Origin of the sequence: Pantoea sp. UBA7232 (assembly GCF_002473195.1) — a bacterium.
GTDB classification, from domain to species: domain Bacteria; phylum Pseudomonadota; class Gammaproteobacteria; order Enterobacterales; family Enterobacteriaceae; genus Pantoea; species Pantoea eucrina.
This window is the reverse complement of record NZ_DKTK01000012.1, coordinates 35,664-51,635: the sequence shown is the minus strand read 5'-3', so window position 1 is coordinate 51,635 and position 15,972 is coordinate 35,664. Positions and strand designations below refer to the sequence as shown.

At 58.7% G+C, this 15,972-nt stretch carries 14 protein-coding genes; 8 read left to right on the top strand and 6 right to left on the bottom strand.

The features are described 5' to 3' along the window. Positions 1 to 206: 206 nt before the first annotated feature. Genes fhuA through fhuB form a run of 4 tightly spaced genes read left to right on the top strand, consistent with a single transcriptional unit; the run spans position 207 to position 6,104 of the window. The gene (fhuA, locus tag B4056_RS12335) at positions 207 to 2,402 is read left to right on the top strand and encodes a ferrichrome porin FhuA (protein ID WP_288654882.1); all 2,196 of its coding nucleotides are present in this window, start codon (positions 207 to 209) and stop codon (positions 2,400 to 2,402) included. Positions 2,403 to 2,445: 43 nt separating this feature from the next. Further along, positions 2,446 to 3,240, top strand: a complete 795-nt coding sequence (gene fhuC / locus B4056_RS12330) for a Fe3+-hydroxamate ABC transporter ATP-binding protein FhuC (RefSeq protein WP_150034734.1) — start codon at positions 2,446 to 2,448, stop codon at positions 3,238 to 3,240. A 9-nt stretch (positions 3,241 to 3,249) separates the two neighbouring features. Continuing rightward, on the top strand, positions 3,250 to 4,128 hold the full coding sequence (gene fhuD / locus B4056_RS12325) for a Fe(3+)-hydroxamate ABC transporter substrate-binding protein FhuD (RefSeq protein WP_094112285.1): 879 nt from the start codon (positions 3,250 to 3,252) through the stop codon (positions 4,126 to 4,128). Continuing rightward, the gene (gene fhuB, locus B4056_RS12320; RefSeq protein WP_150034732.1) at positions 4,128 to 6,104 is read left to right on the top strand and encodes a Fe(3+)-hydroxamate ABC transporter permease FhuB; all 1,977 of its coding nucleotides are present in this window, start codon (positions 4,128 to 4,130) and stop codon (positions 6,102 to 6,104) included. The genes fhuD and fhuB overlap by 1 nt, the downstream gene beginning before the upstream one ends. An 81-nt stretch (positions 6,105 to 6,185) precedes the next feature. On the opposite strand, the gene hemL is transcribed toward fhuB, so the two are convergent. Continuing rightward, positions 6,186 to 7,466 carry a glutamate-1-semialdehyde 2,1-aminomutase gene (gene hemL / locus B4056_RS12315; protein ID WP_039382689.1) on the bottom strand — a complete coding sequence of 427 codons (1,281 nt, stop codon included), beginning with the start codon at positions 7,464 to 7,466 and terminating at the stop codon, positions 6,186 to 6,188. Between the two features lie 231 nt (positions 7,467 to 7,697). Between hemL and erpA the strand changes: the two genes are divergently transcribed. Then, complete coding sequence (gene erpA, locus B4056_RS12310; RefSeq protein WP_039382693.1) at positions 7,698 to 8,045, top strand: iron-sulfur cluster insertion protein ErpA; 348 nt, start codon at positions 7,698 to 7,700, stop codon at positions 8,043 to 8,045. Positions 8,046 to 8,077: 32 nt separating this feature from the next. On the opposite strand, the gene B4056_RS12305 is transcribed toward erpA, so the two are convergent. From B4056_RS12305 to mtnN, 3 genes are all read right to left on the bottom strand, one after another. Next, a complete protein-coding gene (locus B4056_RS12305) occupies positions 8,078 to 8,329 on the bottom strand; it encodes a hypothetical protein (protein WP_039382696.1) in 252 nt (83 codons plus the stop codon). 118 nt (positions 8,330 to 8,447) lie between these two features. Further along, positions 8,448 to 9,242, bottom strand: a complete 795-nt coding sequence (btuF, locus tag B4056_RS12300) for a vitamin B12 ABC transporter substrate-binding protein BtuF (protein ID WP_094111885.1) — start codon at positions 9,240 to 9,242, stop codon at positions 8,448 to 8,450. Next, positions 9,235 to 9,933: a 5'-methylthioadenosine/S-adenosylhomocysteine nucleosidase gene (mtnN, locus tag B4056_RS12295; protein ID WP_039382702.1), complete on the bottom strand. Its 699-nt coding sequence runs from the start codon at positions 9,931 to 9,933 to the stop codon at positions 9,235 to 9,237. Before mtnN ends, btuF begins: the two co-directional genes overlap by 8 nt. A gap of 96 nt (positions 9,934 to 10,029) precedes the next feature. Here mtnN and dgt point away from each other — a divergent pair, with 96 nt between their 5' ends. The 3 genes from dgt (at position 10,030) to B4056_RS12280 (ending at position 14,416) form a co-directional block, all read left to right on the top strand. Next, positions 10,030 to 11,523 carry a dGTPase gene (gene dgt, locus B4056_RS12290; RefSeq protein ID WP_039382705.1) on the top strand — a complete coding sequence of 498 codons (1,494 nt, stop codon included), beginning with the start codon at positions 10,030 to 10,032 and terminating at the stop codon, positions 11,521 to 11,523. 135 nt (positions 11,524 to 11,658) lie between these two features. Next, on the top strand, positions 11,659 to 13,098 hold the full coding sequence (gene degP, locus B4056_RS12285) for a serine endoprotease DegP (protein ID WP_039382707.1): 1,440 nt from the start codon (positions 11,659 to 11,661) through the stop codon (positions 13,096 to 13,098). 160 nt (positions 13,099 to 13,258) lie between these two features. Beyond that, positions 13,259 to 14,416, top strand: a complete 1,158-nt coding sequence (locus tag B4056_RS12280; RefSeq protein ID WP_071669051.1) for a CdaR family transcriptional regulator — start codon at positions 13,259 to 13,261, stop codon at positions 14,414 to 14,416. 42 nt (positions 14,417 to 14,458) lie between these two features. Here B4056_RS12280 and B4056_RS12275 read toward each other — a convergent pair whose 3' ends face one another. Together B4056_RS12275 and dapD are read right to left on the bottom strand one after the other, a co-directional pair. Beyond that, the gene (locus B4056_RS12275) at positions 14,459 to 14,851 is read right to left on the bottom strand and encodes a DUF3461 family protein (RefSeq protein WP_039382714.1); all 393 of its coding nucleotides are present in this window, start codon (positions 14,849 to 14,851) and stop codon (positions 14,459 to 14,461) included. Between the two features lie 279 nt (positions 14,852 to 15,130). Then, positions 15,131 to 15,955, bottom strand: a complete 825-nt coding sequence (gene dapD, locus B4056_RS12270) for a 2,3,4,5-tetrahydropyridine-2,6-dicarboxylate N-succinyltransferase (RefSeq protein WP_039382717.1) — start codon at positions 15,953 to 15,955, stop codon at positions 15,131 to 15,133. Positions 15,956 to 15,972 lie beyond the last annotated feature (17 nt).

The following is a 15,972-nucleotide window of genomic DNA, read 5'->3' as shown; positions in this document are numbered from 1 at the left end:
TCCCTTCATACAGGGCGCTCCGGCGCCCTTTTTTTTGCCTCCGGTTTTTTATCCGCGATCAATCGATGCTGCAATCGGGCAGTAATTGCGGCAATCGCGCAGATTACATCTTGCAGATCGCGCGCAGCTTCGCCTAAAATCTTTGCGTCTGATAATCATTATCGTTTTCATTCGCCCGCATTGTTCATCTGTTGAGAGACTCCTTCATGAGTGCGCGAACTACTTTTTTCCGGCCGGAGCTGACGCCTCGTCGCCCGCTGGCTTTATTCATTGCGTTAACACTGGGTACGCTGAGCGCGCAGGCGCTGGCAGAAGAGACTGTTGTTGTCACCGCTGCCGATACCGGCACGGTGGCACAGGAGAACGCCTGGGGCCCGGCCCCGACCATTGCGGCGAAGCAGAGCGCCACCGGCACCAAAACCGATACGCCGATTGAAAAAAACCCGCAGTCGGTTTCGGTGGTGACGCAGGAAGAGATGGCGATGCATGCCGTCACCAGCGTTAAAGGGGCATTCAACTATACCCCTGGCGTACTGACCGGTAACCGCGGCAGTTCGGACGTGATTGATGCACTCTCGATTCGCGGCTTCAGCGAAACCAACACCAATCAGTATCTGGATGGCCTGAAACTGCAGGGCGACAACTACTCAGAATTCGCCCTCGATCCCTGGTTCCTGGAGCGTGCGGAGCTGCTGCGCGGCCCGGTATCGGTGCTCTATGGAAAAAGTAATCCGGGCGGCGTAGTGGCGCTGGTCAGCAAGCGCCCCACGCAGGAGACGCTGCGTGAAGTGCAGTTCCAGATGGGCAATGACAATCTGTTCTCAACCGGTTTCGATTTCGGCGGCGCGCTCGATGACGCAGGCGTCTACAGCTATCGTCTGACCGGCCTCGCGCGCAGCGCTGATGCGCAGCAGGCGATGAACAAAGAGAAGCGCTACACCATTGCGCCTTCATTCAGCTGGCGTCCGGACGAAAATACGCGTTTTGACCTGCTGACTTACTTCCAGAATGAACCGGAAACCGGCTATTACGGCTGGCTGCCGCGCGAAGGCACGGTGGCGGGCATCACCCGCCCGGACGGCAGCAGTTACAAACTGCCGACCCATTTTGATGAAGGCGAAGAGAGCAACAAGATTTCGCGCAACACCAAAATGGTCGGGTACAGCGTTGAGCATAGCTTCAGCGATACCTGGACGGTGCGGCAGAACCTGCGCTATGCCGAACTGCGTACGGATTACCGCAGCATTTATGGCTTCGGTTATAACCCTGATAATCAACGTATTACCCGTAATGCGGCATTCTCGAAAGAGAAACTCAACCAGTTCGCGGTTGATACGCAGGCCCAGGCTAACTTTGCTACCGGTGATTTAGCTCATACCTTGCTGCTGGGCGTTGATTTCCAGCGCACCCGTAACGACATTGATGGTCAGTTTGGTGTCGCCAGTGGTCTTAGCCCATTCAATCCGCAATATGGTGATGACAGCTATACCCCTTATACCAATCCTTATCAGCATTTAAATCAGCAGCGCCAGACTGGCCTGTATGCGCAGGATCAAATGGAATGGAACCGCTGGGTGTTAACACTCGGTGGCCGCTACGATTACGCGATGAACTCCGTTACCGATCGGGTGGAAAATTCCGTAGACCGTCAGAATGATCAGGCATTTACCTGGCGCGGCGGGGTTAACTACGTATTCGATAATGGTATTGCACCTTACTTCAGCTATAGCGAAGCGTTCATCCCGAATGCTGGTGCGACAGGGAACGGTCAGGCGTTCGATCCTTCACGCGCTAAGCAGTATGAGGCAGGCGTAAAATATGTGCCGAAAGATCGTCCGATTGTTATGACGGCCGCTGTGTATCAGCTCACCAAAACCAAAAACCTGACGGCCGATCCTGATAATCCGCAGTTTAGCGTGCAGAGCGGCGAAATCCGTTCACGCGGCGTGGAGCTGGAAGCGAAAGCCGCGGTGAACGCCAGCATCAACCTGACGGCGGCTTACTCTTATACCGATGCGGAATACACCGAAGATAACTTGCTGAAAGGCCGCACGCCGGTGCAGGTGCCGAAGCACATGGCATCGCTGTGGGGCGACTACACCTTCCATGACACGGCGCTATCGGGCGTAACTATCGGTGCCGGTGTGCGTTACGTCGGTGAAAGCAAAGGATTGTATGCCAGCGGTAGCAACGCGAACCAGAACTTCGATGTCGCCGCTTACACCACGGTAGACGCCGCGCTGAAGTACGACCTGGGTCGCTTCGGCCTGCCGGGTTCGACTGTGGGCGTCAACGTCAACAATCTGTTCAATCGTGACTACGTCGCCAGCTGCTACCGCGACTACGCCTGCTACTGGGGCGCTGAGCGCCGTATCGTGGGTACCGCTACCTTCCGTTTCTGAGACTGATATCCGGGCGCGCTGCGCCCGGTAGCCAGGGAGTACCATGCTGCATTCGCACTACGCCGAAACCACTTTTGCGCTGGATAGTGCCAGCTTTCACGTGCCGGGGCGCACGCTGCTGCATCCGCTGTCGCTTACGTTTACACCGGGAAAAGTGACCGCACTGATTGGCCATAACGGCTCGGGAAAATCGACCCTGCTGAAAATGCTGGGGCGCCATCATGCTGCGACGGCAGGAGAAGTGCTACTGAACGGCGAACCGGTGGCGCACTGGAACAGCAAAGCGTTTGCACGTCAGGTGGCCTATCTGCCTCAGCAGCTGCCTGCGGCAGAAGGCATGACGGTGCGCGAACTGACGGCGATGGGGCGCTATCCGTGGCACGGTGCGCTGGGACGTTACGGCGCGGAAGATCGCAACCGGGTTGAGGAGGCGATTGCGCTGGTGGGGCTGAAACCCTTTGCCAGCCGTCTGGTGGATAGCCTCTCCGGCGGCGAGCGTCAGCGCGCCTGGCTGGCGATGCTGGTGGCGCAAAATAGCCGCTGCCTGCTGCTGGATGAGCCGACGTCGGCGCTGGATATTGCGCATCAGGTTGAGGTGCTGGCGCTGATCCAGCGGCTGAGCCGCGAGCGCGGACTCACCGTGATTGCCGTGCTGCACGATATCAACATGGCGGCGCGCTACTGCGACAGGCTGGTGGCGCTGCGTCAGGGCGAGGTTATCGCCGAAGGGGAACCGGCGGCGATCATGCAGGCTGACGTGCTGGGCACGATCTACGGTATTCCGATGGGCATACTGCCGCACCCGCAGGGCGGCGCGCCCGTCAGTTTTGTTCGCTGAGGAGCAGGGATGATCTCACTGACCCGTCGTCGTCTGCTGACGGCGCTGGCGCTCTCGCCGCTTATGCAGTGCGCGCCGCTGCGTGCTGCCGTGCCGGACAATTCACGCATTCTGGCGCTGGAGTGGCTCTCAGCTGAACTGCTGATGGCGCTGGGCGTGGCACCGCTCGGCGTGGCGGATGTACACAACTACAATATCTGGGTTGGCGAGCCGCCGCTGCCCGCCAGCACCGTCGATCTTGGCCTGCGTGGTGAACCTAATCTGGAGCTGATGACGCAGCTGGATCCCTCGCTGATCCTGTACTACAGCGGCTTTGGTCCGTCAGCAGAAACGCTGCAGCATATCGCCCCGACGCTGGGTTTTTCGCTTCACAGCGGCGACGGCAAGCCGTTCAGCGCCGCGCAACACTCGCTGCGGCAGCTGGGCGCGCACATTGGACGCGAGGCGCAGGCGGAGCAGCATCTGCAGGAGACCGGACAGCAGCTGGCGGCGGCACGGGTGCGCCTGCAGGGATGGGCCGGACGACCAATCCTGCTGATGTCGCTGCTCGACAGCCGGCACGCCATTGTTTTCGGGCAGAACAGCCTGTTTCTGGATGTCATGCAGCGGCTCGGTCTTACCAGTGCCTGGCAGGGTGAAACCAGCTACTGGGGCAGCGCGGTCATCGGCCTGGAGCGGCTGGCTGAAGTGGGTAACGTTGAGGTGCTCTGCTTTGACCACGATAATCAGCGCGATATGCAGCAGGTGACCCGCACCGCGCTGTGGCAGGCATTGCCGTTTGTGCGTGCTGGCCGCTTCCGGCGCGTACCGGCCGTATGGTATTACGGTGCCACGCTGGCAGCCCTGCGATTTGTACGCGTGCTGGAAAGCGCGCTGGAGCCCCGTTAATGCGTATCTCTCTTTTTCCCGCCGCGCTGCTGAGCGCAATATTTGCTATCGCTCTGCTGCTGACCTTTATCAACCTGCAGAACGCGCTGCCGCTGGCACAGTGGCCGCAGGCGTTTTTCACGCCCGATATCGATGCGATTCGCCAGATGGTCTTTCACTACAGTCTGCTGCCGCGTCTGGCACTGGCGCTGCTGCTCGGCGCCGGACTGGGACTGGCGGGCCTGCTGTTTCAGCAGGTGCTGCGTAATCCGCTGGCAGAGCCTGCCACGCTGGGTATCTCCTCCGGCGCTCAGCTGGGCATTACCGTTGCCACGCTGTGGCAGCTGCCGGGTGGTGAGCTTACGCAGCAGTTTGCGGCGACAGGCGGTGCGCTGCTGGTCGGCGTGCTGGTGTTTGGCGTGGCGTGGGGCAGACGGCTTTCACCGGTGACGCTGATCCTCGCCGGACTGGTTCTGAGCCTGTATGCCGGCGCGGTCAATCAGGTCTTTGCTATCTTTAATCACGATCAGCTGCAGAATATGTTCCTCTGGAGCACCGGGGCGCTTAATCAGCTCGACGGGCACAACGTGGCGCTGCTCTGGCCCCGGCTGCTGCTGGCGTTTGTGCTGACGCTGGCGCTGCTGCGTCCGCTGACGCTGATGGGACTGGATGATGGCGTGGCAAAAAATCTTGGCCTGTCGCTTTCCATCGCACGCGTTGCCGCGCTGGCGCTGGCAATTCTGCTCAGCGCGCAGCTGGTGAACATTGCCGGCATTATCGGTTTTATTGGGCTATTTGCGCCGCTGCTGGCAAAAATGCTGGGTGCGCGGCGGCTGCTCAGCCGCATTCTGCTGGCTCCGCTGATTGGTGCACTGCTGCTGTGGCTGGCCGATCAGTCGGTGCAGTTGCTCACGGTGTACTGGCGTGAGATTTCGACCGGCACGGCGACGGCGCTGACCGGGGTGCTGCTGCTGCTGTGGCTGCTGCCGCGGCTGCGTGCCGGCTCTCAGCCGCCGGAGATGAACGCCGGGGATCGGGTGCCGGCCGAGCGTCAGCGTGTGCTGCGCTGGGTGCTGACGGGGCTGGCGGTGCTGCTGCTGCTGACCGTTGCGGGTATCAGTTTTGGCCGTAACGCTACGGGCTGGGCATGGGTAAGCGGTGACATGCTGCAGCAGCTGCTGCCATGGCGCGCACCGCGCGTGCTGGCGGCGCTGGCGGTGGGAATGATGCTGGGCGTGGCGGGTACGCTGATCCAGCGTCTGACCGGCAACCCGATGGCCAGCCCGGAAGTGCTGGGTATCAGCTCCGGGGCGGCGTGCGGCGTGGTGCTGATGCTGTTTTTTGTGCCGGGCGATGCGCTGGCGTGGCTGCTGCCGGCAGGGATAGCCGGAGGAGCGTTAACGCTCGGCGTCATTATGCTGGTTGCCAGCCGGGGGGGCTTTTCACCGCAGCGTATGCTGCTGGCAGGAATGGCGCTGAACAGCGCGTTTGCCACGCTGCTGATGCTACTGCTGGCGAGCGGCGATCCGCGCATGGAGGGGCTGCTGAGCTGGATCTCCGGCTCCACCTATAGCATCTCGCTGCCGCAGGCGCTGCAGAGTGCGGTCATCGCGCTGATACTGGTCGCCCTGGCACCGCTGGCAAGCCGCTGGCTGACGCTGTTGCCGCTTGGCAGCGCCACCGCCCGCTCCGCGGGGATGTCACTGACTGCCTCACGATTGCTGCTGCTGCTGCTGGCCGCCGCGCTGACCGCCGCCGCGACGCTGACGGTCGGACCGCTGAGCTTTATCGGGCTGATGGCACCGCATATTGTGCGTATGCTCGGCTTCCGGCGCGCGCTGCCGCAGATGATGATGGCTGGCGTAACCGGCGCCGGGCTGATGCTGGTGGCTGACTGGTGCGGCCGGATGCTGGCGTTTCCGGATCAGATCCCGGCAGGGCTGATGGCAACCTTCTTTGGCGCCCCCTATTTCATCTGGCTGCTGCGCCGCGCGTGACAGAAAAAAGGTGCGCCGTGGCGCACCTTTTTGTTATGGCCTGCCAGGGCAGGGCGGGTCGCTCCTCAGAGCAGTCCGGCGTTACAGCTGGGCAAAGCAGCGACGCGCTGCGGCAACGGTACGCTCAATATCTTCCGGCGTGTGCGCCAGCGACATAAAGCCCGCCTCGTAGGCGGAGGGGGCCAGGTAGATCCCCTCGCTCAGCATCAGATGGAAGAAGCGCTTAAAACGCTCTGTGTCACAGCGGGTGACATCTGCATAGCAGGTCACGCTTTCAGCATCGGTGAAGAACAGACCAAACATGCCGCCCACGTGGTTTACCACCAGCGGGATATTTTCCGCCTGCGCGGCAGCCAGCAGGCCCTCTGCCAGCTGCGTGGTTAGCGCGGTCAGCGTGGCGTGCGTGCCTGGCTGAGCAATCTGCGTCAGGCAGGCAAAACCGGCTGCCATTGCAATCGGGTTACCCGACAGCGTGCCCGCCTGGTAGACCGGACCTGTAGGTGCCAGCGCTTCCATCACGTCGCGACGGCCACCAAATGCGCCGACCGGCATGCCGCCGCCGATGATTTTACCGAGGCAGGTAAGGTCAGGCATCACGTTGTAGTAGGTCTGCGCGCCGCCCAGCGCCACGCGGAAACCGGTCATCACCTCATCGATAATCAGCAGGGCACCAAACTCGTCGCACAGCGCGCGCAGGCCTGGCAGGAAGTCAGGCTGCGGCGGGATACAGTTCATGTTGCCGGCAACCGGTTCCACGATGATACAGGCGATATCGTCCGGATACTCTTCAAACGCCGTGCGGACAGAGGCGAGATCGTTATAGGTGCAGGTCAGCGTATGGCGGGCAAAGTCAGCCGGCACGCCAGGGGAGTTCGGCTGACCCAGCGTCAGTGCACCGGAACCCGCTTTGACCAGCAGGCAGTCGGCATGACCATGGTAGCAGCCCTCAAACTTGATAATTTTATCGCGATGGGTAAAGCCGCGCGCCAGGCGGATGGCGCTCATGGTCGCTTCCGTACCGGAGTTCACCATGCGCACCATATCCATACCCGGCATCAGCTCGCACACCAGCTCCGCCATTTTCACTTCCATCTCAGTCGGCGCACCAAAGCTCAGGCCGCGCGCGGCAGCCTCAATGACCGCGTTGCGGATGGTCGCGTTATTGTGGCCCAGTACCATCGGGCCCCAGGAGCCGACATAGTCGATATAGGCTTTACCATCTGCGTCATACAAAAAGGCGCCATCGGCGCGTTCAATAAACAGAGGTACGCCGCCGACACCGGTAAACGCGCGCACCGGGGAGTTCACGCCGCCCGGGATCAGACGTTGTGCTTCGGTGTATAGATTTTCTGACTTACTCATGGTTTGGCTCCGGCTGTCTGGAAAAATTCATCCCGTCATTCTACGGGAAGATGCCGCGACGGTGAACCGCCGCGCAGCGCGCAGCAGGGGCCTCGCGCACGCAGGGTTTAAACTGTAGTTCATTTCAGGGGCACACAGTGTCAAGGGTGCTACTTGATTGCACCGGGCGGCTGGCAGATAATAGCGTGATTAAGGTTGTTTTCTGACCTGGACGTTTACGCGGAGTAAAACATGAGTGATGACGTAGCAGCGCTGCCTTTGCAGTTTACCGATGCAGCAGCCAATAAAGTAAAAAATCTGATTGCGGATGAAGAGAATCCGGCGCTGAAACTGCGCGTCTATATCACCGGCGGCGGTTGCAGCGGCTTCCAGTATGGTTTTACCTTTGATGACCAGATGAACGATGGCGATATGACCATCGAAAAGCAGGGCGTATCGCTGGTAGTGGATCCAATGAGCCTGCAGTATCTGGTGGGCGGATCGGTGGACTACACCGAAGGTCTGGAAGGTTCGCGCTTTATTGTTACCAACCCTAATGCTAAAACCACCTGCGGCTGTGGTTCCTCTTTCAGTATCTGATGCCAGTCTGGCTGCCGTTCCGGCAGCCAGTTCTACCACTCAATAGTGACTAATTGTGTTGTGTCGTGCCGGCGCGCATCGCCCGTGAGCGTCTGCCGGGAAATACGCGGCTGAGCGCCGCTACCGCCCGCGCAGTCAGCGGCGGGCAGCCCCGGTGCACTGGCGGATGAGACAGTGCAGCGTGACACGATAGTCAGCGACACCGCAATCGAGCCGCTGGTGCCAGCCGCCATGGCGGACGCCGCGCCCGCCAGCATAATGGCCAGCAGTACAGCTCGGGTCATGATTAATTCCTGGTGTAGTCAAAAGCGCGTTGCGCTAAAAGGGCACGTAGCTTACGTGGCTGCCGTGCCTGCTCTCTTCATTGTCGACATATGCGGGCTGAACTTTATGCGCGGGCGCTTATTTTTTTAGCGGATGCAGCGCAGCGCAGAGCTGCTGCGCGGCCAGCAGCAGGCGCGGACCGGGGCGGCTCAGCCAGTCGGGGTTAATGGCAATCACCGGTACGCTGAGCTGTGAGCGCCAGAACCGGGTGATGCTGGCGGCCTGTGCGGTATCGCCGCTGATGACAATCGCTTGCGGCTGCCGTATCAGCACCTGCTCCCGGCTGACCTGCGGCCAGCTAACCCGGCTGTCGGCAAAAATATTCTGCCCGCCGCACAGCGTGACGATCTCATTTTGCAGCGTGTTACGCGAAGCGGTAAACAGCGGCTGCTGTCCGAACTGCAGAAACAGCGCCACCGGAGCAGCGTGCCGGTAGCGCTGGCGCAATGCAGCTTCCTGCGCCCGCAGCGCCTGCGCAGCTGAAACAGCCTGTTCAGGCCGCGGGCTCCAGCGCGCCAGCGACTGCACGGTATCTATCATCTCATCCAGGCTTTGCGGATCGATCCAGACCACCCTGACGCCAGCGTGCTGCAGCTGTTCAATCTGACGCGCCGGGTTACCGCCACGCCACGCCAGTACCACGTCTGGTTTCAGTTGCAGCACCTGCTCAACGCCGATGCCCTGCCAGTTCGCTACCTGCGGCAGCGTCCGGGCAGCGGGTGGATAGTCGGACCAGGCGCTGACCGCCACCGGTGTGATACCGGCGGCAAAGGCCATCTCTGTAAGATGCGGGGCGAGGGTAATGACGCGCGGAGCCGCTAACACCAGGCCGCTGCAGAGCAGCAGCAGCCCGGCGAGCAGCCACTTAGCCATGCGTCAGACGGGCAAGCAGGCGCTCTGTCATCAGAGAGGATTGTCTGGCCGCCACGCTGAGAAACTCATCAAAACTCAGGTGGGAGGTTTTATCGGCGACGTCAGAGATGGCGCGTACCACGACAAACGGCACGTTAAACTGGTGACAAACATGACCAATGGCGGTGGCTTCCATTTCTACGGCAATCGCCTGCGGAAACTGTGAGCGGATGCGTGCCAGCGGCTCTGCACCGTTGATAAACGCGTCGCCGCTGACCACCAGGCCGCGCACGGCGTTCAGCTGCAGCTCGCTAATTGTCTGCTCAGCGGCCGTCACCAGCTGGCTGTCGGCCACAAACGCTTCCGGGCAACCTGCCATCTGACCCGGCACATAGCCAAAAGCGGTGACGTCAGCGTCGTGATAGCGTACTTCATCAGATACCACGATATCCCCGACCTGCAGCGTCGGCGCAAGGCCACCCGCAGAGCCGGTGTTGATCACCAGATCGGGTTTGCAGAGCTGCAGCAGCAGGGTGGTGCCCAGCGCGGCGGCCGTTTTCCCGATTCCTGATTTCAGCAGGGCAACCTCAACGCCATTCAGGGTACCGGTATAGATTTCACATCCGGCCAGCTTCAGCGTCTGACGGTTTTCAATTTTGTCACGCAGCAGGGTAACTTCCTGCTCCATCGCGCCAATAATGCCTGCTTTCATAAAGAATCTCGCTGTGTTTATAGATGTTTAAGAGGAAACTGAGGCATAGTCTATCATGGCTTCAGAGCGATGAATTCACCAAAAAGAGGGCCCGCTATGGTGGCGATTAATTTCAGGAAGAAGATCGGTTTCACGCGCCCTTATACCAGCCGTAAAGCACCGGAAGGCGAATACGCGATCACCCGCCATTTTGAGAGCGATCGGGGCCGGATCATTAACTCCGCCGCTATCCGCCGGCTGCAGCAAAAAACCCAGGTATTCCCGCTGGAGCGCAACGCAGCCGTACGCTCGCGGCTGACTCATTCGCTGGAGGTCCAGCAGACCGGCCGCTACATTACCAAGGAGATTCTCCATACCCTGAAAACCCAGGGCGGCGGGCTGGAGCAGTATGGCCTGGACGGTTTTGAAGGGGCTACAGAGACGCTGGTCGAGATGGCCTGTCTGCTGCATGACGTCGGCAACCCGCCGTTTGGACATTTTGGCGAAGCGGCGATTAATGACTGGTTCGAAGATAATCTGCCGGCAGAGCTGGTGGATCCGCTGGTCGCCGGCGTGGCCAGCGACGAACAGCAGGCTGACTTTAACGAACTGAATGCAATGATTCGTCAGGATCTGTGCAATTTTGAGGGGAATGCACAGGCGATTCGGCTGGTCCATACGCTGCTGCAGCTTAACCTTAGCTATGCCCAGGTCGCCTGCATTCTGAAATATACTGCCCCCGCCTGGTGGCAGGGTGAGAAGCCGGCTGAATTCAGCGTCCTGATGAAAAAACCCGGCTTTTATCTCTCTGAACGGGAATATATTGCGGAGCTGCGCGTCGCCACCGATCTGGCGGAACATCATCGCTATCCGCTGACCTGGATAATGGAGGCGGCGGATGATATTTCATACTGTATTGCCGACCTGGATGACGCCGTTGAAAAAGCGATATTTACCGTGGATACGCTCTATCACGCGCTGGTTAAAGCCTGGGGGCCGCTGATTCCCGGTGATGCATTTAGCCGCACCATTGGTGAGGCCTGGAAAGAGGCGAATCAGAAAAAACGGCGCAGCATCAGCGATCAGTTTTTTATGTCGCTGCGCGTAAACGTGCAGAATCTGCTGGTAGGCCATGCGGTGCGGCGCTTTGTCGATAACCTGCCGGCCATTTTCTCCGGCAATTTTAATCACGCCCTGCTGGAAGATGATGGTGATGAAGGGCGGCTGCTGAAGCTGTTTAAAACCGTGGCGCGTCAGCAGGTATTTAATCATCCTGAAGTAGAGCAGCTGGAGCTGCAGGGCTACCGGGTAATTAAAGGCCTGCTGGAGATCTATCAGTCGCTGATGCAGCTCAATTATGAGCAATTTACCACCTTAATGAATGATGATTATCTGGCGGGCCATCCTATTGAGACGCGCCTGTTCCATAAGCTCTCCGGTAAACATCGTAAGGCGTACCAGCAGCAGATGCGCGCGCGCGTCGTTGAGCATAAATATCAGCGGCTGTTATGGGAGCGCTATTATCGCTTCCGCCTTATTCAGGATTATATCAGCGGCATGACGGATAATTATGCGTGGGACGAATATCGCCGGATGATGGCGGTAGAATAGGGCCAGTTTTGTAAAGACGACGCATAAATATTTACCTTTAGGCAAAACTTTATCGCCTTTTTTGCGTATAAAATTTATCTCCGTTATGACGGCCACAGCAATGGTCAGGCTGCAACTTTCAGAGAGAAAAAACGAATGAAAAAAAACAGATTGATGCTGAGTGCGCTGGCACTGAGTCTGAGTATGGCGTGCGCGCCTGCTGCAGTATTTGCCGCTGAAACGGCGTCCTCCTCCAGCCAGCAGCTGCCCAGTCTGGCACCCATGCTGGAAAAAGTGATGCCTTCCGTGGTGAGCATCAACGTTGAAGGCAGCACTGCGGTAAAAACGCCGCGCATGCCGCAGCAGTTTCAGCAGTTCTTTGGCGATAATTCGCCTTTCTGTCAGGATGGATCGCCTTTTCAGGGATCGCCGCTCTGTCAGGGTGGCGGTGGCGCAGATGATGGCGCACCGGGCAATGCACAAAAACAGCCGTTCCGCGCGCTCGGTTCCGGCGTCATTATTAACGCAGAGAAAGGCTATGTGGTTACCAACAACCACGTAGTGGACAACGCTACAAAAATTCAGGTTCAGCTCAGCGACGGCCGCCGCTATGAGGCCAAAATCATCGGTAAAGATCCGCAGTCTGATATTGCCCTGATCCAGCTGCAGGATGCGAAAAACCTCACGGCGATTAAAATGGCCGATTCCGATACGCTGCGGGTAGGTGACTATACCGTTGCGATCGGCAACCCTTACGGGCTGGGTGAAACCGTGACCTCCGGCATCGTCTCTGCGCTGGGCCGCAGCGGCCTGAATGTGGAGAATTACGAGAACTTTATCCAGACTGACGCCGCCATCAACCGCGGCAACTCGGGCGGTGCGCTGGTCAATCTGAACGGCGAGCTGATCGGGATTAACACGGCTATTCTGGCACCGGATGGCGGTAACATCGGCATCGGCTTTGCTATTCCCAGCTCGATGGTGAAAAACCTGACGGCGCAGATGGTGGAGTTTGGTCAGGTTAAACGCGGTGAGCTGGGGATCCTCGGCACCGAGCTGAACTCAGAGCTGGCGAAAGCGATGAAGGTTGATGCCCAGCGCGGCGCCTTTGTCAGCCAGGTTCTGCCTGGTTCTGCGGCGGCAAAAGCGGGCGTGAAAGCCGGCGACGTCGTGGTTTCACTGAATGGCAAGCCGCTGAGCAGCTTTGCTGCCCTGCGTGCTGAAGTGGGCTCGCTGCCGACGGGCACCAAACTGCAGCTGGGTCTGCTGCGCGAGGGTAAATCCCAGAGCGTGACGGTAGAGCTGCAGCAGAGCACCAAAGATAAAGTGCAGTCGGCGACCATTTACACCGGTATTGAAGGCGCCGATCTCAGCAACGTGGAGAGCAATGGCCACAAAGGGGTGCGCGTTGACAGCGTGAAAGCAGGCAGCGCGGCCGCGCGTATCGGCCTGAAGAAAGGTGACATCATCCTCGGGGTTAACCAGCAGGCGATCGATAACCTGGGTGAACTACGTAAAATTCTCGACACGAAACCGCCGGTACTGGCGCTCAACATTCTGCGCGGTGACGCGTCGCTTTATCTGCTGATGCAGTAATTCTCCCTGCATAAACCGGGCGGGCTGCGGCTCGCCTTTTTTCTTTTGTGCGCCCGGTAACATTTTCCGCAATCTCTCCGCCACTATGTGCAATTGCACAATGTCAGCCGTCAGCAGGATGCGTATTCTGTCGGTTTGCCCCTTGCTCAGGAAGTGATCCATGGCAACCTCTCATCTTGATGCGCGTCTGGCGCAGGATATCGTTGCGCGCACCATGAAAATTATCGACAGCAACGTCAACGTGATGGATGCGCGCGGGCGCATTATCGGCAGCGGCGATCGTGAACGTATCGGCGAGCTGCACGAGGGCGCGCTGCTGGTACTGTCGCAGGGCAGGGTGGTAGATATTGATGAAGCGGTAGCAAAGCATCTGCACGGCGTGCGGCCTGGCGTCAATCTGCCGCTGCGCATTGAAGGCAGCATCGTGGGAGTCATCGGGCTGACCGGAGAACCTGCTGCCCTGCGGCATTACGGCGAACTGGTCTGTATGACGGCGGAGATGATGCTGGAACAGGCGCGGCTGCTGCATCTGCTGGCGCAGGATAGCCGCCTGCGCGAAGAGCTGGTGCTTAACCTGATCCGCAGCGACACACTCTCGCCGACGCTGAACGAATGGGCGCAGCGGCTGGGTATCGATCTTAACCAGCCGCGTGTGGTGGCGGTAGTGGAAGTGGATAGCGGCCAGCTGGGCGTAGACAGCGCAATGTCAGAGCTGCAGCAGCTGCAGACGCTGCTGACCACGCCGGATCGCGATAACCTCATTGCCATCGTATCGCTGACGGAGATGGTGGTGCTGAAACCCGCGCTGAACGCTCACGGCCGTTACGATCATGACGATCACCGCCGGCGCGTTGACCAGCTGCTGCAGCGTATGAAAGAGAGCGGTCAGGTGCGTATGCGGATTGCGCTGGGAAATTATTTCCCCGGACCGGGCGGCATTGCGCGCTCGTGGCGTACTGCCCGCACCACTATGTCAGTGGGCAAGCAGCGTATGCCGGAGCAGCGCAGTTTTTTTTATCAGGATCTGGTGCTGCCGGTACTGCTCGACAGCCTGCGTGGCGGCTGGCAGGCCAGCGAGCTGGCGCGTCCGCTGGAAAAACTCAGAAGCATCGATACCAACGGTTTATTACGGCGTACGCTGCTCGCCTGGTTCAGCCATAACGTGCAGCCTGGCGCCACGGCACGCGCGCTGTTTATTCATCGTAATACGCTGGAGTATCGTCTGAACCGGATTTCAGAACTGACCGGACTGGATCTCGGCAATTTCGACGACCGGCTGCTGCTGTATGTGGCGCTGCAGCTGGATGAACGGGCGTAAAAAAGGCCAGCAGCGCTGGCCTGAGTGCGATGTGTAAACGGATCAGCGGCTGTTACGGGTCAGCTGATCGAGATCGGCTTCAATCTCAGCGATCTTATTAGAGACCACGCTCTCCAGATGGCGCAGATCGTCGAGGATCTTGCGCTTCAGATCCACCTCAACCCGATCGCGCTGGCAAATCTGATCCAGCTCATCGATAACGTAACGCAGGTTGGGGCTGATCTCCTGAATTTCACGGAAGCCCTGACCGTTATGTTCGGCCACCACGGTTTTGCGCTGGCGCGGATATTTGAATTTCACGCTCTTGGCAAAAAATTCGCCTTTATCTTTGCGGAAATAGATTTTCAGGATGTCGTTGTTCGCTTCCTGACGCAGACTGTAACGATCGATGTCTTCAGGATTGCTGATACCTAAGCTTTTCAGGTTGTCATACATGGCGTTTAAATTCCCTCTGAGAGTGAGTGAGCGCGCAGACATGTCATCAATCGTTCCAGCTCGGATCCGGAACGCTTACGGCATACTTATAAACTTTAGACGAAAAACCGGGTCAGACAGTGCGCGTCCGGAGTTAACTGGCGCGGATTATGAACTGTTTGAAAAGTAAACGCACCAGTTAATTTGCGGCGCAAAACAGGTTGTATCAGGCGGGGTGTAAAGAAAAAATGACGGCACCGTTGCCAGTGCCGTCATGAGTAAGAAAAGCGCTCAGAGAGGTTAATCGATAGTACGCAGCAGTTCGTTGATACCCGTTTTGCTCAGCGTCTTAGCGTCAACTTTTTTCACGATTACCGCGCAGTAGAGGCTGTAGCTGCCATCTTTCGACGGCAGATTACCTGAGACCACTACTGAACCAGCCGGGACGCGGCCGTAGTGAACTTCACCGGTTTCGCGATCGTAAATTTTGGTGCTCTGGCCGATATAAACGCCCATTGAGATCACCGAACCCTCCTCGACAATCACGCCCTCAACGATTTCGGAACGTGCGCCGATAAAGCAGTTATCTTCGATGATGGTTGGATTAGCTTGCAACGGCTCCAGTACGCCGCCAATGCCCACGCCGCCGGAGAGATGCACGTTTTTGCCAATCTGCGCACAGGAGCCCACGGTGGCCCAGGTATCAACCATGGTACCTTCATCGACAAAAGCCCCGATGTTGACGTAGGAAGGCATCAGCACGGTGTTACGCGCAATAAAAGCGCCCTGGCGTACGGCTGCTGGTGGCACCACGCGGAAACCTGCCGCTTTAAAGCGCGCATCGTCCCAGCCGGCAAATTTCATCGGCACCTTGTCATAAAAGCGGGTTTCAGCCCCTTCCATAACCTGATTGTCATTGATGCGAAACGACAGCAGCACCGCTTTTTTCAGCCACTGATGCGTTACCCATTCGCCATCGATTTTTTCAGAGACGCGCAGTTCGCCGCTGTCCAGCAGACCAATCACCTGATTGATCGCTTCACGGGTGGCACTGTCGACGCTGGCGGGCGTGATGTCAGCACGGCGCTCAAAGGCGGATTCAATAACGCTCTGTAACTGTTGCATAGCTATTTCCTGAGTCT